This window comes from Cellulomonas composti, assembly GCF_007990245.1.
Lineage (GTDB): Bacteria > Actinomycetota > Actinomycetes > Actinomycetales > Cellulomonadaceae > Cellulomonas > Cellulomonas composti.
On record NZ_BJWG01000001.1, the window covers coordinates 430,837 to 447,340 of the forward strand.

The 16,504-nt window shown below is 73.6% G+C and carries 13 protein-coding genes; 8 read left to right on the forward strand and 5 right to left on the reverse strand.

Annotation, left to right across the window (positions count from 1 at the left end; translation table 11 throughout):
• Window positions 1-23: 23 nt before the first annotated feature.
• Window positions 24-920 (reverse strand): LysR family transcriptional regulator, encoded by an 897-nt coding sequence (locus CCO02nite_RS01985; protein ID WP_146841482.1) that lies wholly within the window; start codon window positions 918-920, stop codon window positions 24-26.
• 139 nt (window positions 921-1,059) lie between these two features.
• On the opposite strand from CCO02nite_RS01985, the gene CCO02nite_RS01990 reads away from it, so the two are divergent.
• Window positions 1,060-4,554, forward strand: coding sequence for a bifunctional proline dehydrogenase/L-glutamate gamma-semialdehyde dehydrogenase (locus tag CCO02nite_RS01990; RefSeq protein WP_146841328.1), 3,495 nt, complete (start codon window positions 1,060-1,062; stop codon window positions 4,552-4,554).
• A 795-nt stretch (window positions 4,555-5,349) separates the two neighbouring features.
• Here the strand turns inward: CCO02nite_RS01990 and zapE are convergent.
• Window positions 5,350-6,378: a cell division protein ZapE gene (gene zapE / locus CCO02nite_RS01995; RefSeq protein WP_246117273.1), complete on the reverse strand. Its 1,029-nt coding sequence runs from the start codon at window positions 6,376-6,378 to the stop codon at window positions 5,350-5,352.
• Window positions 6,379-6,667: 289 nt separating this feature from the next.
• Between zapE and CCO02nite_RS02000 the strand changes: the two genes are divergently transcribed.
• The 7 genes from CCO02nite_RS02000 to CCO02nite_RS02030 all read left to right on the forward strand — a co-directional run bounded on the left by CCO02nite_RS02000 (window position 6,668) and on the right by CCO02nite_RS02030 (window position 12,968).
• On the forward strand, window positions 6,668-8,326 hold the full coding sequence (locus CCO02nite_RS02000) for a nitrite/sulfite reductase (RefSeq protein ID WP_146841329.1): 1,659 nt from the start codon (window positions 6,668-6,670) through the stop codon (window positions 8,324-8,326).
• On the forward strand, window positions 8,323-8,532 hold the full coding sequence (locus CCO02nite_RS02005; protein WP_146841330.1) for a hypothetical protein: 210 nt from the start codon (window positions 8,323-8,325) through the stop codon (window positions 8,530-8,532). The genes CCO02nite_RS02000 and CCO02nite_RS02005 overlap by 4 nt, the downstream gene beginning before the upstream one ends.
• A complete protein-coding gene (locus CCO02nite_RS02010; RefSeq protein ID WP_146841331.1) occupies window positions 8,529-9,248 on the forward strand; it encodes a phosphoadenylyl-sulfate reductase in 720 nt (239 codons plus the stop codon). The genes CCO02nite_RS02005 and CCO02nite_RS02010 overlap by 4 nt, the downstream gene beginning before the upstream one ends.
• Entirely contained in the window at window positions 9,245-10,447 is a 1,203-nt protein-coding gene (gene cobA, locus CCO02nite_RS02015) for a uroporphyrinogen-III C-methyltransferase (RefSeq protein ID WP_146841332.1), read from the forward strand. The genes CCO02nite_RS02010 and cobA overlap by 4 nt, the downstream gene beginning before the upstream one ends.
• A gap of 116 nt (window positions 10,448-10,563) precedes the next feature.
• On the forward strand, window positions 10,564-11,382 hold the full coding sequence (locus tag CCO02nite_RS02020) for a dihydrofolate reductase family protein (protein ID WP_146841333.1): 819 nt from the start codon (window positions 10,564-10,566) through the stop codon (window positions 11,380-11,382).
• 33 nt (window positions 11,383-11,415) lie between these two features.
• Window positions 11,416-12,468, forward strand: a complete 1,053-nt coding sequence (locus CCO02nite_RS02025; RefSeq protein WP_246117274.1) for a zinc-binding metallopeptidase family protein — start codon at window positions 11,416-11,418, stop codon at window positions 12,466-12,468.
• Between the two features lie 14 nt (window positions 12,469-12,482).
• On the forward strand, window positions 12,483-12,968 hold the full coding sequence (locus CCO02nite_RS02030) for a hypothetical protein (protein ID WP_146841334.1): 486 nt from the start codon (window positions 12,483-12,485) through the stop codon (window positions 12,966-12,968).
• Between the two features lie 30 nt (window positions 12,969-12,998).
• On the opposite strand, the gene cuyB is transcribed toward CCO02nite_RS02030, so the two are convergent.
• Genes cuyB through gnd form a run of 3 tightly spaced genes read right to left on the reverse strand, consistent with a single transcriptional unit; the run spans window position 12,999 to window position 16,458 of the window.
• Window positions 12,999-13,712, reverse strand: coding sequence for a cysteate racemase (cuyB, locus tag CCO02nite_RS02035; protein WP_146841335.1), 714 nt, complete (start codon window positions 13,710-13,712; stop codon window positions 12,999-13,001).
• On the reverse strand, window positions 13,712-15,001 hold the full coding sequence (locus CCO02nite_RS02040; protein ID WP_146841336.1) for a carboxylate--amine ligase: 1,290 nt from the start codon (window positions 14,999-15,001) through the stop codon (window positions 13,712-13,714). The genes cuyB and CCO02nite_RS02040 overlap by 1 nt, the downstream gene beginning before the upstream one ends.
• Window positions 14,998-16,458: an NADP-dependent phosphogluconate dehydrogenase gene (gnd, locus tag CCO02nite_RS02045; protein ID WP_146841337.1), complete on the reverse strand. Its 1,461-nt coding sequence runs from the start codon at window positions 16,456-16,458 to the stop codon at window positions 14,998-15,000. Before gnd ends, CCO02nite_RS02040 begins: the two co-directional genes overlap by 4 nt.
• Window positions 16,459-16,504: the final 46 nt, after the last annotated feature.

Consider the following 16,504-nt stretch of genomic DNA (forward strand, 5'->3'; position numbering starts at 1 on the left):
CCGCGCGCGGGCGCGCACCGACGTCAAACCGCGGCGGCGACGGTCTCGAGCGTGTCCCGGAACGCGCTCACCGCGGGCGAGCGCAGGCCCGCGACCCGCTGCGCCGTGAACACGGTCCGGCGCGGGTGCGCGGGCAGGTCGACGAGGCGGGCGGTGGTCGGACGACCGGTCCAGACAAGGTCGGGCAGCAGCGCGACGGCGTTGCCCGACTCGACGAGCCGGATCTGGGCCTGCAGGTCGGCCGTCTCGTACCGGACTTCCGGCTCGAAGCCCGCGGCCCGGCACGTCTGCTCCGCGAAGTGCCGCGACGCGGTCCCGCGCGGTTCCATCACCCACGGCAGGGCGCGTGCGCCGTCGAGGTCCTCGACCGCGGTGGGCGCCTCGTCGCGCGGTGGCAGGGCGAGCCGGATGGCGTCGGTGGTCAGGTCGCGCCGGTCGAGGCCCATCAGCCACGGCGCGGCGTGCGCGGGGTAGTGCTCGGCGACGACGAGGTCGAACTCGCGCGCCCAGGTCTCGTGCAAAGCGCTCTCCGGCTCGCGCTGCACCATCTCGACGCGCACCTGCGGGTGCCGGCGACCCATCTCGCGCAGCGCGGCCGGCATGAGCGCGAGCGCCGCGGACTGGAACACCGCGACCCGCACGCGGCCGCGCACCTCGGTGGCCGATGCGGCGAGCTCGGCCTCCGCGCGCTCGAGCGTGTCGAGCAGCTCACCGGCCGCAGCGACGAGCACCTCTGCCTGCGGCGTCAGCCGCACGCCGCGCCCGGAGCGGCGCAGCAGCGGGACGCCGGCCTCCTTCTCCAGCAGGCTGAGCTGCTGGGACACCGCCGACGGGCTGTAGCTCAACGCCTCGGCCACGGCGGCCAACGTGCCCCGGGCGGCGAGCTCGCGCAGCAGGACGAGCCGGCGCAGGTCGAGCATGGCGGCCTCTCTCGTCGGAATCATCAGAAGAACTGACGACTACTGTGCCAGAACCGTCGCTGTACGTGACGACTTGCGCGACGAATACTGGCGAGGACGGCGCATGCCCGGCCCCCGCTGCACGCGAAGGACGCTCACCATGACGACCACCCCGCCTGCACCCCACGCCCACCCCGTTCCGGACCCGGACCCGGTCTTCGACGCCGCCGACCCGGCGCTCGCGGCCGAGGCCGTCGCCCTGGTCCGGCGCTGGCTGCACGAGGCGGCGGGCCACCCCGTCGAAGGCTCGGCCGCCCAGCTCGCCGCGCTGCTCAAGGACCCGGCGGGGCTGCCGTTCGTGGTCGGGTTCGTCGACGGCGTCGTCCGGCCGCAGGACGTGCGGGTCGCGGCGCGCACGCTGGACGACCTCGCGGGCCGCGCGCCCGCGTTCCTGCCGGCGGGTCAGCGGGCGCTGCTGCGGCTCGGCGGAGCGCTGGCACCGCTGCTCCCCCACCTCGTCGTGCCCGCGGCGCGGCGCGTGCTGCGCCATCTCGTCGGGCATCTCGTCGTGGACGCGACCGATCGCCGGCTCGGCCACGCGATCGCCCGCCTGCGCCGCGACGGCGTGCGGCTCAACCTCAACCTGCTGGGCGAGGCCATCCTCGGTCGCCAGGAGGCCGCGCGGCGCCTCGCCGGCACGCGGCGCCTGCTCGCGCGCGACGACGTGGACTACGTCTCGGTGAAGGTCTCCTCGACGGTCGCGCCCCACAGCCCGTGGGCGCACGACGAGACCGTCGCCACCACGGTCGCCGAGCTCGAGCCCCTCTTCCGGCTCGCCGCCACGTCGCCCACACCGAAGTTCGTGAACCTCGACATGGAGGAGTACAAGGACCTCGACGTCACGCTCGAGGTCTTCATGGCGCTCCTCGACCAGCCCCACCTGCTCCGCCTCGAGGCGGGCATCGTGCTGCAGGCCTACCTGCCGGACGCGCTGCCCGCGATGCAGCGGCTGCAGGCCTGGGCGGCCGACCGGTGCGCGCGCGGCGGGGCACCCGTCAAGGTCCGCCTGGTCAAGGGCGCGAACCTGCCCATGGAGCGCGTCGAGGCCGAGCTGCACGGCTGGCCGCTGGCGACCTGGCACGCCAAGCACGAGTCCGACGCGCACTACAAGCGCGTGCTCGACTACGCGTTGCACCCGGACCGCGTCGCGCACGTGCGGCTCGGCGTGGCGGGGCACAACCTGTTCGACGTCGCGTACGCCTGGCTGCTCGCCGGGCGCCGGGGCGTCCGTGACGCCGTCGAGTTCGAGATGCTGCTCGGCATGGCGCCGGGCCAGGCCGAAGCGGTGCGCCGCGAGGTGGGGTCACTGCTGCTCTACACGCCCGTCGTCGCGCCGCGCGAGTTCGACGTCGCGATCGCCTACCTGATCCGCCGGCTCGAAGAGGGCGCCTCGAGCGACAACTTCATGTCCGCGGTCTTCGAGCTCGACTCCGACCCCGAGCTGTTCGCGCGCGAATGCGACCGGTTCCTGATGTCGGTCGCCGCGATGTCCGACGACGCCCCGCCCCGCCACCGCGTACCGGACCGCTACGCCGCGCTCGCGGCGCCGCCCGGACCGGGCGCCTTCGCGAGCACCCCCGACACCGATCCGGCCGTGCCCGAGAACCGCGAGTGGGCGCGCGCGGTGCTTGCGCGGGTCGCGGACTCGCGGCTCGGGACCGACACGATCACCGCGGCCCGGCTCGACACGGCAGCGCAGGTCGATGACGTCGTCACCGGCGCCCGCGTCGCGGCCTCGTCCTGGGCCGCGCGCAGCGCCGACGAACGGGCGGCGGTGCTGCACGCCGTGGGTGACGCGCTCGAGGCGCACCGCGCCGACCTGCTCGAGGTCATGGCCTCCGAGGCCGGCAAGACGCTCGACCAGGGCGATCCGGAGGTCTCCGAGGCCGTCGACTTCGCGCACTACTACGCCGAGCTCGCGCGCGGGCTGGAGCACGTCGACGGCGCCGTGTTCGAGCCCGCGCGCGTCACCCTCGTCACGCCGCCGTGGAACTTCCCCGTCGCGATCCCGGCGGGCTCCACGCTCGCGGCGCTCGCCGCCGGGTCGGCCGTCGTGCTCAAGCCCGCCGGACCGGCACGGCGCTGCGGGGCCGTGCTCGCCGAGGCGCTGTGGGAAGCCGGGGTCCCGCGAGACGTCCTGCGCCTGGTGCAGGTCGGCGAGCACGACCTGGGCCGCGCGCTCGTCGGGCACCCCGATGTGGACCGCGTGATCCTCACGGGCGCGTACGAGACCGCGGAGCTGTTCCGCTCGTTCCGCCCCGACCTGCCGCTGCTCGCCGAGACGAGCGGCAAGAACGCGATCGTCGTGACGCCGAGCGCCGACCTCGACCTCGCGGTCCGCGACGTCGTCGCCTCCGCGTTCGGGCACGCCGGTCAGAAGTGCTCGGCCGCGTCGCTGGTCGTGCTCGTCGGGTCCGTGGCGCGTTCCCGCCGGTTCCGGGACCAGCTCCTGGACGCGGTCTCCTCGCTCGTCGTCGGACCGCCCGAGGACCCGCGCACCCAGATGGGGCCGCTGATCGAACCCGCCCGCGGCAAGCTGCTCACCGGGCTCACGACGCTCGACGAGGGTGAGCGCTGGGCGCTGGCGCCGCGCCGGCTCGACGACGACGGCCGGCTGTGGACCCCCGGCGTACGCGTGGGCGTGCGCCGCGGCGCGCCGGCGCACCTGACCGAGTACTTCGGCCCCGTGCTCGCCGTGATGACCGCCACCGACCTCGACGAGGCGATCGCGATCGTCAACGACGTCGACTTCGGACTCACGTCGGGCCTGCACGCGCTCGACCCCGACGAGATCGCGACCTGGCTCGCCGGCGTCCACGCGGGCAACCTGTACGTGAACCGCGGCACGACGGGCGCGATCGTGCGCCGCCAGCCGTTCGGCGGCTGGAAGCGCTCGGCGGTCGGCCCGGGCGCCAAGGCGGGCGGGCCGGGCTACCTCGACGGCCTGGGCACGTGGCGCACCGCGCGTGCGGTGCAGGGCACGGACGTGTCCGACGAGCATGCCCGTGCACTGGTCGCGGCGGCGCGCGTCGACCTGCCGGCCGACGAGGCAGATGCTGTCGAACGCGGCGCCCGCAGCGACGCGCTCGCGTGGGCGACCCGGTTCGCGGCGCGCGACGTCACCGCGCTCACGGCCGAACGCAACGTGCTACGCCATCTGCCCTACGGCGACCCCGTGCTCGTGCGCCTGGCCGCCGGTCAGGGAGCCGGACCGCTCGTGCGCGTCGTGGCGGCGGCCGCCGTCGCAGGAGCGCGCATCGTCGTGAGCAGCGCCGACACCCTGCCGGACCGCATCACCGCAGCCGTCGCGGCAGCCGCGCTGGAGCTGCACGTCGAGGACGAAGCCGCCTGGCTCGCGCGCGTCGCGGCCCTGGGCGGTGGCCGGATCCGCCTGCTCGGCGCCCCCGCGGGCTCGCTCGTCGCGGCCACCCACGGCCGCCCGGACGTCGCTGTCTGGGACCACCCCGCCACCGAGTCGGGCCGCGTCGAGCTCGCCCCGTTCCTGCGCGAGCAGGCCGTCAGCGTCACAGCCCACCGCTTCGGCACCCCCAACCACCTCACCGACCACACCCTCCCCACCACCCCCGACCCCTGACCCCCTCCCGCCCCACCCCCCTGTCCGCCTCCCGCCCCACCCCCTGTCCCCCGGCACCGTCCCCCGTCGATGCAGGCATCGATGCAGATCCGGCGGGGTCCACCCGCCCAGACCTGCACCCATCACTGCACCGACGCCTCCTGCCGCCACCAGCAGACTCCGCCCAGCACCGACAGCCCCACGCGACCGGCCGGCCGGCCGGGGCCATGGACCCCGTCGATGCAGGCATCAATGCAGATCCGACGGGGTGCACCAGCCAAGACCTGCACCCATCACTGCACCGACGCCTCCTGCCGCCACCAGCAGACTCCGCCCGGCACCGACAGCCCCACGCGATCGGCCGGCCGGTCGGGGCCGTGAACCCCGTCGATGCAGGCATCGATGCAGATCCGGCGGGGTCCACCAGCCAAGACCCGCACCCATCACTGCACCGACGGGTCCTGCCGCCACCAGCAGACTCCGCCCGGCACCGACAGCCCCCACGCGACCGGCCGGCCGGTCGGGGTCGTAGACCCCGTCGACGCAGCATCGATGCAGGTATCGATGCAGATCCGGCGGGGTGCACCAGCCAAGACCTGCACCCATCACTGCACCGACGGGTTCTGGCGCCACCAGCAGGCTCCGCCCGGCACCGACAGCTCCGCGCGATCGGCCAGCAGGTCGGGTCCGTGGACCCCCCGTCGACGCAGGCATCGATGCAGGTATCGATGCAGATCCGGCGGGGTCCACCCGGCGAGACCTGCACCCATCGCTGCATCGATCGCAGCACGGGGCGGGCGGGTGGGGGCGGGGGTGCTAGGGGGTTGCCAGGGTGCCGAGGCGCGAGAGGGCGCGGTAGTACTTCTTGCGGTAGCCGCCGCGGAGCATCTCGTCGGAGAACAGCCCCTCGGTGCCGCCGCCGCCCAGCAGCACCGGCACGTCACGGTCGTACAGCCGGTCGACCAGCACGACGAGGCGCAGTGCGACATCCTGCCGCCGCACGGGCCGCACACCGGTCAGCCCGACGAGCGCGACGCCGTCGAGCAGGGCGCCGTACCGGCTCGGGTGCACGGTGGCCAGGTGTGCGAGCAGGTCGCCGAAGTCGTCGAGCGTCGCGCCGGCGCGGTGCGCGAGCGCCTCGCGGACCTCGTCGTCCGTGTGCGTCGCGGGCCGGGTGACCACCGCCCGGTGCCGGTAGTCCTCCCCCTCGACCCGCAGCACCTCGAAGCGTTGCGAGAGCGACTGGATCTCGCGCAGGAAGTCCTCGGCCGCGAACCGGCCCTCGCCGAGCGATCCCGGCAGCGTGTTGGAGGTCGCGGCGAGTGCGACCCCGCGGTCCGCGAGCTCGCGCAGCAGCCGGGCCATCAGCACGGTGTCGCCCGGGTCGTCGAGCTCGAACTCGTCGATGCAGACCAGGCGGTGCGCGGCCAGCGCATCGACCGTCGGGGCGAACCCGAGCGCGCCGACCAGGTTCGTGAACTCGACGAACGTGCCGTAGGCCGTCGCGTCCGTTCCCACGGCGTGCGCGAGCGAGGCGAGCAGGTGGGTCTTGCCGACGCCGAACCCGCCGTCGAGGTAGACGGCCACCGACTCGGCCCGCCTGCTGCGCCGGAACCACCACGAGCCCACGGGTCGCCTCGGCGCCGCGAGCGCCGCGGCGACCTCGCGCAGCCGCGCAAGCGCGGCCTGCTGCGAGGGGTGCGCAGCGTCCGGCAGGTAGGTGTCGAACGACTCCCGGGCGAAATGCGGTGGCGGCACCATCTCCGCGACGAGCCGCTCGGCGGCGACGCGGGGGGATCGCGCGACGAGGCTTCCCGGCGCTGCGGGGCGCTCGACGTCGATCACGGTCGCACAGCCTACGTGGACGTCCGAGATCTCAGAATCCGGACCGGGGCTCCCGGTAATCGAGTTCGTCTGTCAGCCTCATGGGATGAGTGGGTACGTGCGTGCATGTCGGCCGGGCGCCGCAGCATGCCGTCGCGCGTCCATGTGCATGTGCTGCTGTCTGCGGAGCATCTGACCCGCCCCGTCCCCTGTCCCGGGCGCGCGGTCTGCGCCCCGAGGGATCGCCACCCGGCTGCCGCCGGGTCCTGGGAGCAGTCGCACGCCGTGTTCCACTCGGAGGTAGCGCCTCATGGCGCAGACCCGCATCGCCCCGCCCGCCGCCAAGCTCGAAGGCCAGTGGGCGTTCGACCAGCGCGAGCCGCTCAACGGTAACGAGCAGCTCAAGCAGGAGGCGGACGGCCTGACCGTCCGGCACCGCATCGAGACGATCTACGCCCGTGAGGGCTTCGACTCGATCCCGAACGACGACCTGCGCGGCCGCATGCGCTGGTGGGGTCTGTACACGCAGCGCAAGCCCGGCATCGACGGCGGCAAGACCGCCACGCTCGAGCCGCACGAGCTCGACGACTCGTACTTCATGCTCCGCGTGCGCTGCGACGGCGGCACGCTCACGCTGCGTCAGCTGCGCACGGTCGCGGGCATCTCGCGCGAGTTCGGCCGGGACACCGCCGACATCACGGACCGGCAGAACATCCAGCTGCACTGGATCCGGGTCGAGGACGTGCCGGAGATCTGGCGCCGCCTCGAGGACGTCGGACTGACGACGCAGGAGGCGTGCGGCGACGTCCCGCGCGTGATCCTCGGCTCGCCCGTCGCGGGCGTCGCGGCCGACGAGATCATCGACGGAACCCCGGCGATCGAGGAGATCCGCCGGCGCTACATCGGCGACCCGGCGTTCTCCAACCTGCCGCGCAAGTTCAAGACGGCGATCTCCGGCTCGCCTCACCAGGACATCGCTCACGAGATCAACGACGTCGCCTTCGTCGGCGTCGTGCATCCGGAGCTCGGCCCGGGCTTCGACCTGTGGGTGGGTGGCGCGCTGTCGACCAACCCGATGCTCGGCAAGCGTCTGGGCGCGTTCGTCACGCTCGACCAGATCCCCGACGTGTGGGTCGGCGTGGTCTCGATCTTCCGCGACTACGGCTACCGGCGGCTGCGCTCGCGCGCGCGCCTGAAGTTCCTGCTCGCCGACTGGGGAACCGAGCTGTTCCGGCAGGTCCTCGAGGAGGAGTACCTCGGCTTCCACCTCTCGGACGGGCCGGCGCCTCCCCCGCCCCCGACCGGCAACCGCGACCACGTCGGCGTGCACCCCCAGAAGGACGGCCGGTTCTACGTGGGCGCCGCCCCGACGGTCGGCCGCGTCTCGGGGCCCGTCCTCGATGCGCTGGCCGACCTCGCCGACGCCGCGGGCTCCGACCGCGTGCAGCTGACCACCGAGCAGAAGCTCGTCGTGCTGAACGTCGCCGCGGACCGCGTGGACGCGCTGGTCGACGGCCTCGAGGACCTGGGCCTGCGCGTGCGGACCGCGTCGCACTTCCGCCGCGGCACGATCGCCTGCACGGGCATCGAGTTCTGCAAGCTCGCGATCGTCGAGACCAAGGGCCGGGCCACGGCGCTCGTCGGCGAGCTCGAGAAGCGGCTGCCGACCTTCGACCAGCCGATCACGATCAACGTCAACGGCTGCCCGAACTCGTGCGCGCGCATCCAGACGGCCGACATCGGCCTCAAGGGCGCTCTCGCGCAGGGCGAGGAGGGCTACCAGGTCCACCTCGGCGGCGGGCTGGGCATGACGAGCGGCCTCGGCAAGACGCTGCGCGGCCTGCGGGTGCCCGCCTCCGAGCTGGAGGACTACGTCGAGCGCGTCACGCGGCGGTTCGACGAGCAGCGCCTCGAGGGCGAGCTGTTCGCGCAGTGGGTGCTGCGCGCCGCGGACGAGGACCTGCGGTGAGTGGCGACTCCGGCGGGCGCGCCGTCCCGTACTACTGCCCGTTCTGCGCGAGCGAGGACCTGTGGCCGGCCGGCGAGACGCACGGCCAGTGGCAGTGCCGCTCGTGCACCCGCACGTTCGCGCTGCGGTTCGTCGGCCTCGGGCTGCCCGACGACGCGCCCGACGCACCGATCCGTCCCACGTCAGCACCAGGGGGTTCCCGATGAGCACCTCGGCACCATCTGTCACCGACCTGTCCCCCGACGAGCTGCGCGTGTTCGTGGAGCAGGCCGGTGCCGAGCTCGAGTCCGCGCACCCCGAGGAGATCCTCGCGTGGGCGGCGCGGACGTTCGGCTCCGACCTCGTGCTCGCCTCGTCGATGGGCGACGAGGTGCTCGTGCACATGGCCGCGAAGGTGGCGCCCGGCATGGAGGTGATCTTCCTCGACACCGGCTACCACTTCGCCGAGACGATCGGCACGCGCAACTACTACGCCGACTTCACCGACATCCGGCTGCGCACGATCCTGCCGCTGCGCACGGTCCAGCAGCAGGACGACGAGCACGGCCCGCGGCTGCACGAGCGCGACCCGAACCTGTGCTGCGCGCTGCGCAAGGTCGAGCCGCTCGAGCGCGGGCTCGCGCCGTACGGCGCGTGGATCACGGGGATGCGCCGCGAGGACGCGCCGACGCGGACCGACATCCCGGTCGTCGGCTGGGACGCCAAGCGCGGCAAGGTCAAGCTCAACCCGCTCGCCGCGTGGACGCAGGAGCAGGTCGACGCGTACGTGGACGCCGAGCACGTGGTCCTCAACCCGCTGCGCCAGGCCGGCTACACGTCGATCGGCTGCGCGCCGTGCACCCGGGCCGTCCTGCCGGGCGAGGACGCGCGGGCCGGACGCTGGTCGGGCACGGGCAAGGTCGAGTGCGGGCTGCACATATGAGCGGCTCGACGCCCCGGCACCCGCTGTTCCTCGACCTGACCGGCCGTGCGGTGCTCGTCGTCGGCGGCGGGCCCGTGGCGGCTCGCCGTGCGGCGCGGCTCGTCGAGGACGGTGCAGACGTGCTGGTCGTCGCGCCCGCGCTGTGCGAGGACCTCGCGGACCTCGTCGCGGCCGGTGCGCTGCGGTGGGCGGCGCGCGACTACCGCGCCGGCGACCTGGACGGCGTGTGGCTCGCGCACACCGCCACGGGTGAGCGTGCGGTCGACGACACGGTCGCGGCGGATGCCGAGGCGGCCCGCATCTGGTGCGTGCGCGCGGACGATGCGACCGCCTCGACGGCGTGGACGCCCGCCGTCGCACGCGCGGGTGACGTGGCGGTCGCCGTGAGCGCCGGCGGCGACCCCCGCCGGGCGGCGGCGCTGCGCTCGGCGATCGCCGTGCTGCTCGAGACGGGCGGCCTGCCGCTGCGTCACCACCGGGCGCCGGACGCCGGTTCCGTCACGCTCGTCGGCGGCGGCCCGGGCGATCCCGGCCTCATCACGACGAAGGGCCGCCGCGCGCTCGCGCAGGCCGATGTCGTCGTCGTCGACCGGCTCGGTCCGCGCGGTCTGCTCGCCGAGCTCGACGCGGACGTCGAGGTCATCGAGGCCGGCAAGGCCCCGCACGCACACACGCTCACGCAGACCGAGATCAACGCGGTGCTCGTCGAGCGCGCGCGCGCCGGCAAGCGCGTCGTGCGGCTCAAGGGTGGCGACCCGTTCGTGCTCGGGCGCGGCGGCGAGGAGGTCCTCGCGTGCGTCACGGCGGGTGTCGCGGTCGAGGTGATCCCCGGCGTGACGAGCGCGATCGCCGTCCCCGGCGCCGCTGGCATCCCCGTGACGCACCGCGGGCTGTCGCGCGCGGTCACGATCCTGTCGGCGCACGACGTCGAACCCGACTGGGCGAACCTCGCGGGGCTGGAGGGCACGCTCGTGCTGCTCATGGGGGTCGCTCGGCTCGGCGCGTACACCGACGCGCTGATCGCGCACGGCCGCGACCCGGGCACCCCCGTCGCGGTCGTCGAGAACGGCACGCTGCCGCAGCAGCGCACGACGGTCGGCACGCTCGCGACGATCGCGGGCACCGCACGCGAGCGCGGCGTCGGCAACCCCGCGGTCATCGTCGTCGGCGACGTCGCCGCCCTCGCGGACGTGACCTGACGGCACGACGAACGGCCGGTCGACCAGCACGTCGATCGGTCGCCCGACCCTGTGCGACGGCCATCCGCGCGACCGTGACGCGGGCGCGCGTGACCCAGGGCGTCTAGGTTGCGGGCATGGCCGACGTTCCTGCACTCGACGTCCTGCTCCCTCGCGCACCTCTGGCACCGGTCAGGCTCGAGCCCCGCGACGACGAGGCCGAGCTCGTCGACCTCCTCGACGACACCGCACGCCCGGATGGTCGACGGCCCGGCGCACGGCCTCCGATCGTCGTGCGCGCCAACATGATCTCGACGCTCGACGGCGCAGCGACCGGGCCGGACCGCGTCACGGGCTCGATCAACGGCCCGGCCGACCTGCGCGTGTTCCGCGCGCTGCGGACGCTTGCCGACGTGGTGCTGGTCGGAGCGGGAACCGCGCGCCAGGAGCGCTACCGCGAGATCGACCTGCCGCCGCAGCTGGAGGCGACCCGTCGCGTGCACGGCCGCACGACACCACCCGAGCTCGCGGTGGTGACGCGCGCCGGCGACGTTCCCGCCGAGCTGCTCGCGGCCGACCGGCCGCCGCTCGTCGTGACCGGCGCGTCGTGCCCCCGGCTGGGGCACCTGCGCGACCGCCTCGGCACCGGGCGGGTGCTCGTGGCGGACGACGGGGACGGCGGCGTGGACCTCGGGCTCGCGCTGCGCATGCTCGGTGCGCTCGGTCTGACGAACGTCCTCACCGAGGGCGGGCCCACGCTGCTCGCCGAGCTGCTCACCGGTGGTCTGGTCGACGAGCTGTTCCTGACCTGGAGCCCGAAGCTCGTCGGCGGGCCGGCGCCCCGCGTGCTCGACGGCGCCCCGTGGCTCGTCCCGCCGCACGACGCGACCCTGATCCATCTCCTGCACGCCGACGGCGTGCTGCTCGGTCGCTGGGGGCTCGACGGCGTGGCGTGAGGCAGGCGGTCGTGCATCCGTTAGGTTCCGGGCGTGCGCCACTTCAAGTGCCCCCGGTGCGGGGCCGCCGCCATGCAGGAGTACCTCGAGTGTGACGCGTGCGGTCTGGCGCTCGGTCTGCACCCGCCGACGCTGACGATGCAGCCGGCACCGGAGCAGGGTGCGCAGGTCGACGGCGCGTGGTGGTACCCGTGCAGCAACCGTGGCTGGAACTGCAACTGGCTCGTCGCACCGGACTCCGGTTCCGGGTTCTGCGTGTCCTGCCGGCTGACGCGCACACGGCCGGATGCGAGCGACACGCTCGCGCTCGAGACGCTGGCCACGACCTCCGTGGACAAGCGGCGCCTGCTCGTGCAGCTCGCCGAGCTGGGGCTGCCGGTCACGCCCTGGTACGAGCGGCCGGGTGGGTTGGGGTTCGACCTGCTCTCCTCGCGCTCCAGCGGGAGCCGCGTGACGATCGGGCACGCGAACGGCATCGTCACGATCGACCTCGCGGAGTCGCTCGACGCGCACCGGGAGCGCCTGCGCGTGAGCCTCGGTGAGGCGTACCGCACCATGCTGGGCCACTTCCGGCACGAGGTCGGGCACTACTACGAGTGGGTGCTGGTCGAGCAGACCGGATGGATCGACGAGTGCCGGGAGATCTTCGGCGACGAGCGCGCGTCGTACTCCGACGCGATCGCCCGGCACTACCGGGACGGGGCCCCGGCCGACTGGCAGGAGCGCTACATCTCGGAGTACGCGACCATGCACCCGTGGGAGGACTTCGCGGAGTGCTTCGCGCACTACCTGCACCTGCACGACACGCTCACGGTCGCCGCGACCGGCGGCCTCCAGCTCGACGGCGAGGCGATCGTCAGCACCGCCGGTCGGTCGGTGCGGCCGCGGTCGGACTACACGGACACCACGATGAGCGAGGTGCTCGCGGACTGGGTGCCGCTCGCGGCGTTCTTCAACCGCGTGAACCGCGCGATGGGCAAGGGTGACCTCTACCCGTTCGGCATCGTCCCGGCGGTCGAGCGCAAGCTCGACTTCGTGCACCGCGTGGTAGTGGCGTCGCGTGTCGAGGTGCCCCTGCCGGCGTGAACTAGGCTTCGGCCGTGACCGACACGATCCTGGTCCTCACCGAGGACACTCTCGCGCCCGTCGACATCGAGCACCTCCTGGCGCTGCACGAGGGCGAGGAGCTCGCCTACCGGGTGCTCGTGCCCGCGGACTCCGACCGCCCGCTGCTGCCGACGATCGTCGACAACCTCGGCCTCGGCGAGATCAAGGAGGCCCTGCAGCGGCTGCGCGGCAAGGAGCCCTCGGTGACGGAGGCGAAGGTCACCGCGCACGACCGGCTCGCGGCCTCGCTCGCCGAGTTCGTGGCGGTCGGGCGGCAGGCCGAGGGCAGCGTCGTCGAGGACGACCCGCTGCCTGCGCTCAAGGCCGCCGTCGAGGCCGGGGACGTCCGCGAGATCGCGGTGGTCACCTACCCCCACGCCTGGCTCGACACGTTCCACAAGGACTGGGCCTCACGGGCGCGTGAGGACCTCCAGGTCCCCGTGCTGCACCTCTACTCGGGCACGTCCGAGCTGGGCTGAGCCCCGGCGGCTGGACCCCGACCGCGGCGCTCAGCTGCGCACGCGGTGGCCGGCCCGCTCGATCGTGCGGCGGGCGAGCACGTCGAGCGAGTCGACGTACCGGGGGTCCGCGAGCAGGTCGGCGTCGTCCGCGACGACGGACAGCTCGGTGCAGCCGAGCAGAACGACGTCCGCACCGCGGGCGACGAGCCGCTCGACGACGCCCGCGAGCAGCGGCAGGTCGACCGGTCGGCCGGCCTTCACCTGGTCGTAGATGACCCGCATGACCTCGGCCTGGTCGGCGTCGTCGGGCACGAGCGACCCGAGCCCGTGCTCCTGGGCGGACCGCTGGTAGACGCCCGCCGCGAGCGTGCCGCTCGTCGCAAGCACGCCCACGGTGCCGCCGGGCACGCGTCGGGCGGCCTCGGCGACGGTCTCGTCGACGATCGAGAGCACGGGCACCTCGACCGCCGCGACGACCTCGGCCGTGAAGTGGTGCGCGGTGTTGCACGGCACGACGACGAACGCGACGCCGATGCGTTCGAGCGTGCGAGCGTCGGCCGCCATCACCGGCCCAGGGTTCTCGTCGGACCGGCCCAGGATGTACGCGGTGCGGTCCGGGATCGTCGCGTGCTGCATGACCACGAGGTCCACGTGGTCCTGGTCGCGCGCCGCGTCGGTGAGGCGCACGACCTTGTCGAGGAAGTACACCGTGGCCAGCGGGCCGACGCCGCCGATCACGCCGACCGGCGCGCGCCCGGGCATCAGGCCTCCGCCTGCTCGACGCGCGGCGCGGACTGCGGCCGAGGGACCGGGTAGTAGCGGCGGTACTTGCGCCACTGGTTGGCCTGCGCGACCAGCAGGTAGGCGATCCGGCGCGGATCGGACTCCGCCGAGTACCACAGCGGGTTCGTCGCGCGACGCATACGGCCCAGGCTACGCACGCGACGGCGCAGCACGGGGTCGGCGATGTAGCGGCGCAGCAGCAAGCGCGGCAGCACCGTGTACAGGTGCGGCTCGGTGATCTGCGCCGCGGCCCCCGGCGGCAGCGGGTCGAGACCCTGCACATGCTCGCGCACGTACAGCTCGGCGGTGTTGCGACCGCCCGCGGTGATGTAGAAGTTCGAGCGGCCCAGCCGCGGGTTGAGCTCGAAGAACACGGTCGACCCGTCGCGTGGGTCGTGCTTCAGGTCGAAGTTGGCGTACCCCGTCCAGCCGATCGCCTCGAGCAGCCGCGTGGCCTGTGCGACGAGCTCGGCGTCGTGCTGCGTGACGATGCCCGCGGGGTTCCCGAGCGCGCCGGGCGTGTGCTCCTCGAGCAGCACGTGCCCGAACGCGGAGAACACGACCTTGCCCGAGAGGTCGCTGTAGCACGTGAGGATCCGCATGCCGGAGTCGTCCCCCGGGATGAAGTCCTGCACGACGAACGAGCCGACGTACCCCGAGGCGCGCACGCGCTCGAGCAGGTCCGCCAGCTCGTCGGGCGTGTCGACCGTGAAGACCTTCTTCTTCCCCGGGAACTCGACCAGGTGGTAGGCGGCGGTGTCCGCGGCCTTCGCGATCACCGGGAAGCGCAGGCCCGACACGTCCGGCGAGCCGCCGGCCGCGACGTCGTGCACCACGGTGGTCGGGTGCCCGAGGCCGTGCTCGCGGCACAGTGCGCCGAACCGTTCCTTGTCGGTGACGCGGTCGAGCGTCGCGCGCGGCACGTACGGGATCGTGTACAGGTCCTCGAGGCGGTCGCGGTTCTCGACGATCGTGCGCACGAGCCAGTCCGCCGAGCCGAGCAGGATCAGCCGCTTGCCCGCGTGCTCGGCGGCGATCCGGCGCAGCGTCGCGACGATCGTGTCCGGGTCGTCGATGCCCGGCTCGACGACGTTCGTCAGGATGCGCGAGTGCCGCACGAGCCCGGTCGAGAACGTCGAGACGACCACGGGCCGCACGCCGTACGCCTGGTGGAACGTGCGCGCGATGCTGTACGCGCCGATGTCACCGCCCAGGACGACGGGCTGCAGGTCGTCCTGGGCGGTGACGGCGCGGCGCGCGCGTGTCACGCGGGCTGCTCGCTGCGGTCGCCCGACCACAGCGTGTGGAACGAGCCCTCACGGTCCGTGCGACGGTAGGTGTGGGCACCGAAGAAGTCGCGCTGGGCCTGGATGAGCGCCGCCGGCAGCCGGTCGGCGCGCACGCCGTCGTAGTACGCGAGCGACGACGAGAACGCCGGCGTCGGCACGCCGTGCAGCGCGGCTCCGGACACGATGCGGCGCCACGACTCGACGCCGGCGGCGACCGCCTCGGTGAAGTACGGGTCGGCGAGCAGGAGCGGCAGGTCCTGGTCCCGCTCGTACGCCTCGGTGATGCGGTTGAGGAACCGCGCGCGGATGATGCAGCCGCCGCGCCAGACCCGCGCCATCGCGCCACGGTCGATGTCCCAGCCGAACTCCGCCGACGCCGCGGCGATCTGGTCGAAGCCCTGCGAGTACGCGACGACCTTGGACGCGAACAGCGCGAGCCGCACGTCCTCGACGAACGCGTCGCGGTCCGTGACGTCCCACGGCGTGGTCGCGGCGGCGAGCGTGCCGCGCGCGGCCTCGCGCTGCGGCGAACCACCCGAGAGGGCACGCGCGAACGTGGCCTCGGCGATCCCCGTGATCGGCACGCCCAGGTCCAGGCCGTTCTGGACCGTCCAGCGGCCGGTGCCCTTCTGCTCCGCCTGGTCGAGCACGACGTCGACGAACGCCGCACCGGTCTGCGGGTCGACGTGCGCCAGGACGTCCGCGGTGATCTCGATGAGGAACGACTCGAGGTCGCCCGTGTTCCACTCGGCGAAGATCTCGCCGATCTGCGCGGCCGAGGCGCCGAGCCCCTGCTTGAGCAGGTCGTACGCCTCCGCGATGAGCTGCATGTCGGCGTACTCGATGCCGTTGTGCACCATCTTGACGAAGTGGCCCGCACCGTCGGGGCCCACGTACGTGCAGCACGGCACGCCGTCGACCTTCGCCGAGATCTTCTCGAGGATCGGGCCCAGGCTCGCGTACGACTCGCGCGTACCGCCCGGCATGATCGACGGGCCGAGCAGCGCGCCCTCCTCGCCGCCGGAGACGCCCGAGCCCACGAAGTGCAGACCGCGCGCCCGCAGCGCGTTCTCGCGGCGGATCGTGTCCGGGAAGTGCGCGTTGCCCGCGTCGACGACGATGTCGCCGTCCTCGAGGAACGGCAGCAGCTCGTCGATCACGGCGTCCGTAGCGGCGCCGGCCTTGACCATGACGACGACCTTGCGCGGCCGCTCGAGCGACGCGACGAAGTCCGCGACGGACTCCGACGGCACGAACGTCCCCTCGTCGCCGTGGTCCTCGACGAGCGACTGCGTCTTGGCGTACGACCGGTTGTGGATCGCCACCGTGTACCCGTTGCGGGCGAAGTTCCGGGCGAGGTTGCGGCCCATGACCGCAAGCCCCGTGACACCGATCTGTGCGGTTGCGACCGTCGCGCCGGCTGCAGAGTCGACCATGCTGGGGGGTGCTCCTTCGGATCGTCGGCCGCGGGCGCGCGTGCGC

What these genes read in the sequence shown, in the direction of transcription:
- CCO02nite_RS01985 (WP_146841482.1), bottom strand. Translation starts at nt 920, where the DNA reads ATGCTCGACCTGCGCCGGCTCGTCCTGCTGCGCGAGCTCGCCGCCCGG.
- CCO02nite_RS01990 (WP_146841328.1), top strand. Translation starts at nt 1,060, where the DNA reads ATGACGACCACCCCGCCTGCACCCCACGCCCACCCCGTTCCGGACCCG.
- CCO02nite_RS02000 (WP_146841329.1), top strand. Translation starts at nt 6,668, where the DNA reads ATGGCGCAGACCCGCATCGCCCCGCCCGCCGCCAAGCTCGAAGGCCAG.
- CCO02nite_RS02010 (WP_146841331.1), top strand. Translation starts at nt 8,529, where the DNA reads ATGAGCACCTCGGCACCATCTGTCACCGACCTGTCCCCCGACGAGCTG.
- cobA (WP_146841332.1), top strand. Translation starts at nt 9,245, where the DNA reads ATGAGCGGCTCGACGCCCCGGCACCCGCTGTTCCTCGACCTGACCGGC.
- CCO02nite_RS02020 (WP_146841333.1), top strand. Translation starts at nt 10,564, where the DNA reads ATGGCCGACGTTCCTGCACTCGACGTCCTGCTCCCTCGCGCACCTCTG.
- cuyB (WP_146841335.1), bottom strand. Translation starts at nt 13,712, where the DNA reads ATGCCCGGGCGCGCGCCGGTCGGCGTGATCGGCGGCGTCGGCCCGCTG.
- gnd (WP_146841337.1), bottom strand. Translation starts at nt 16,458, where the DNA reads ATGGTCGACTCTGCAGCCGGCGCGACGGTCGCAACCGCACAGATCGGT.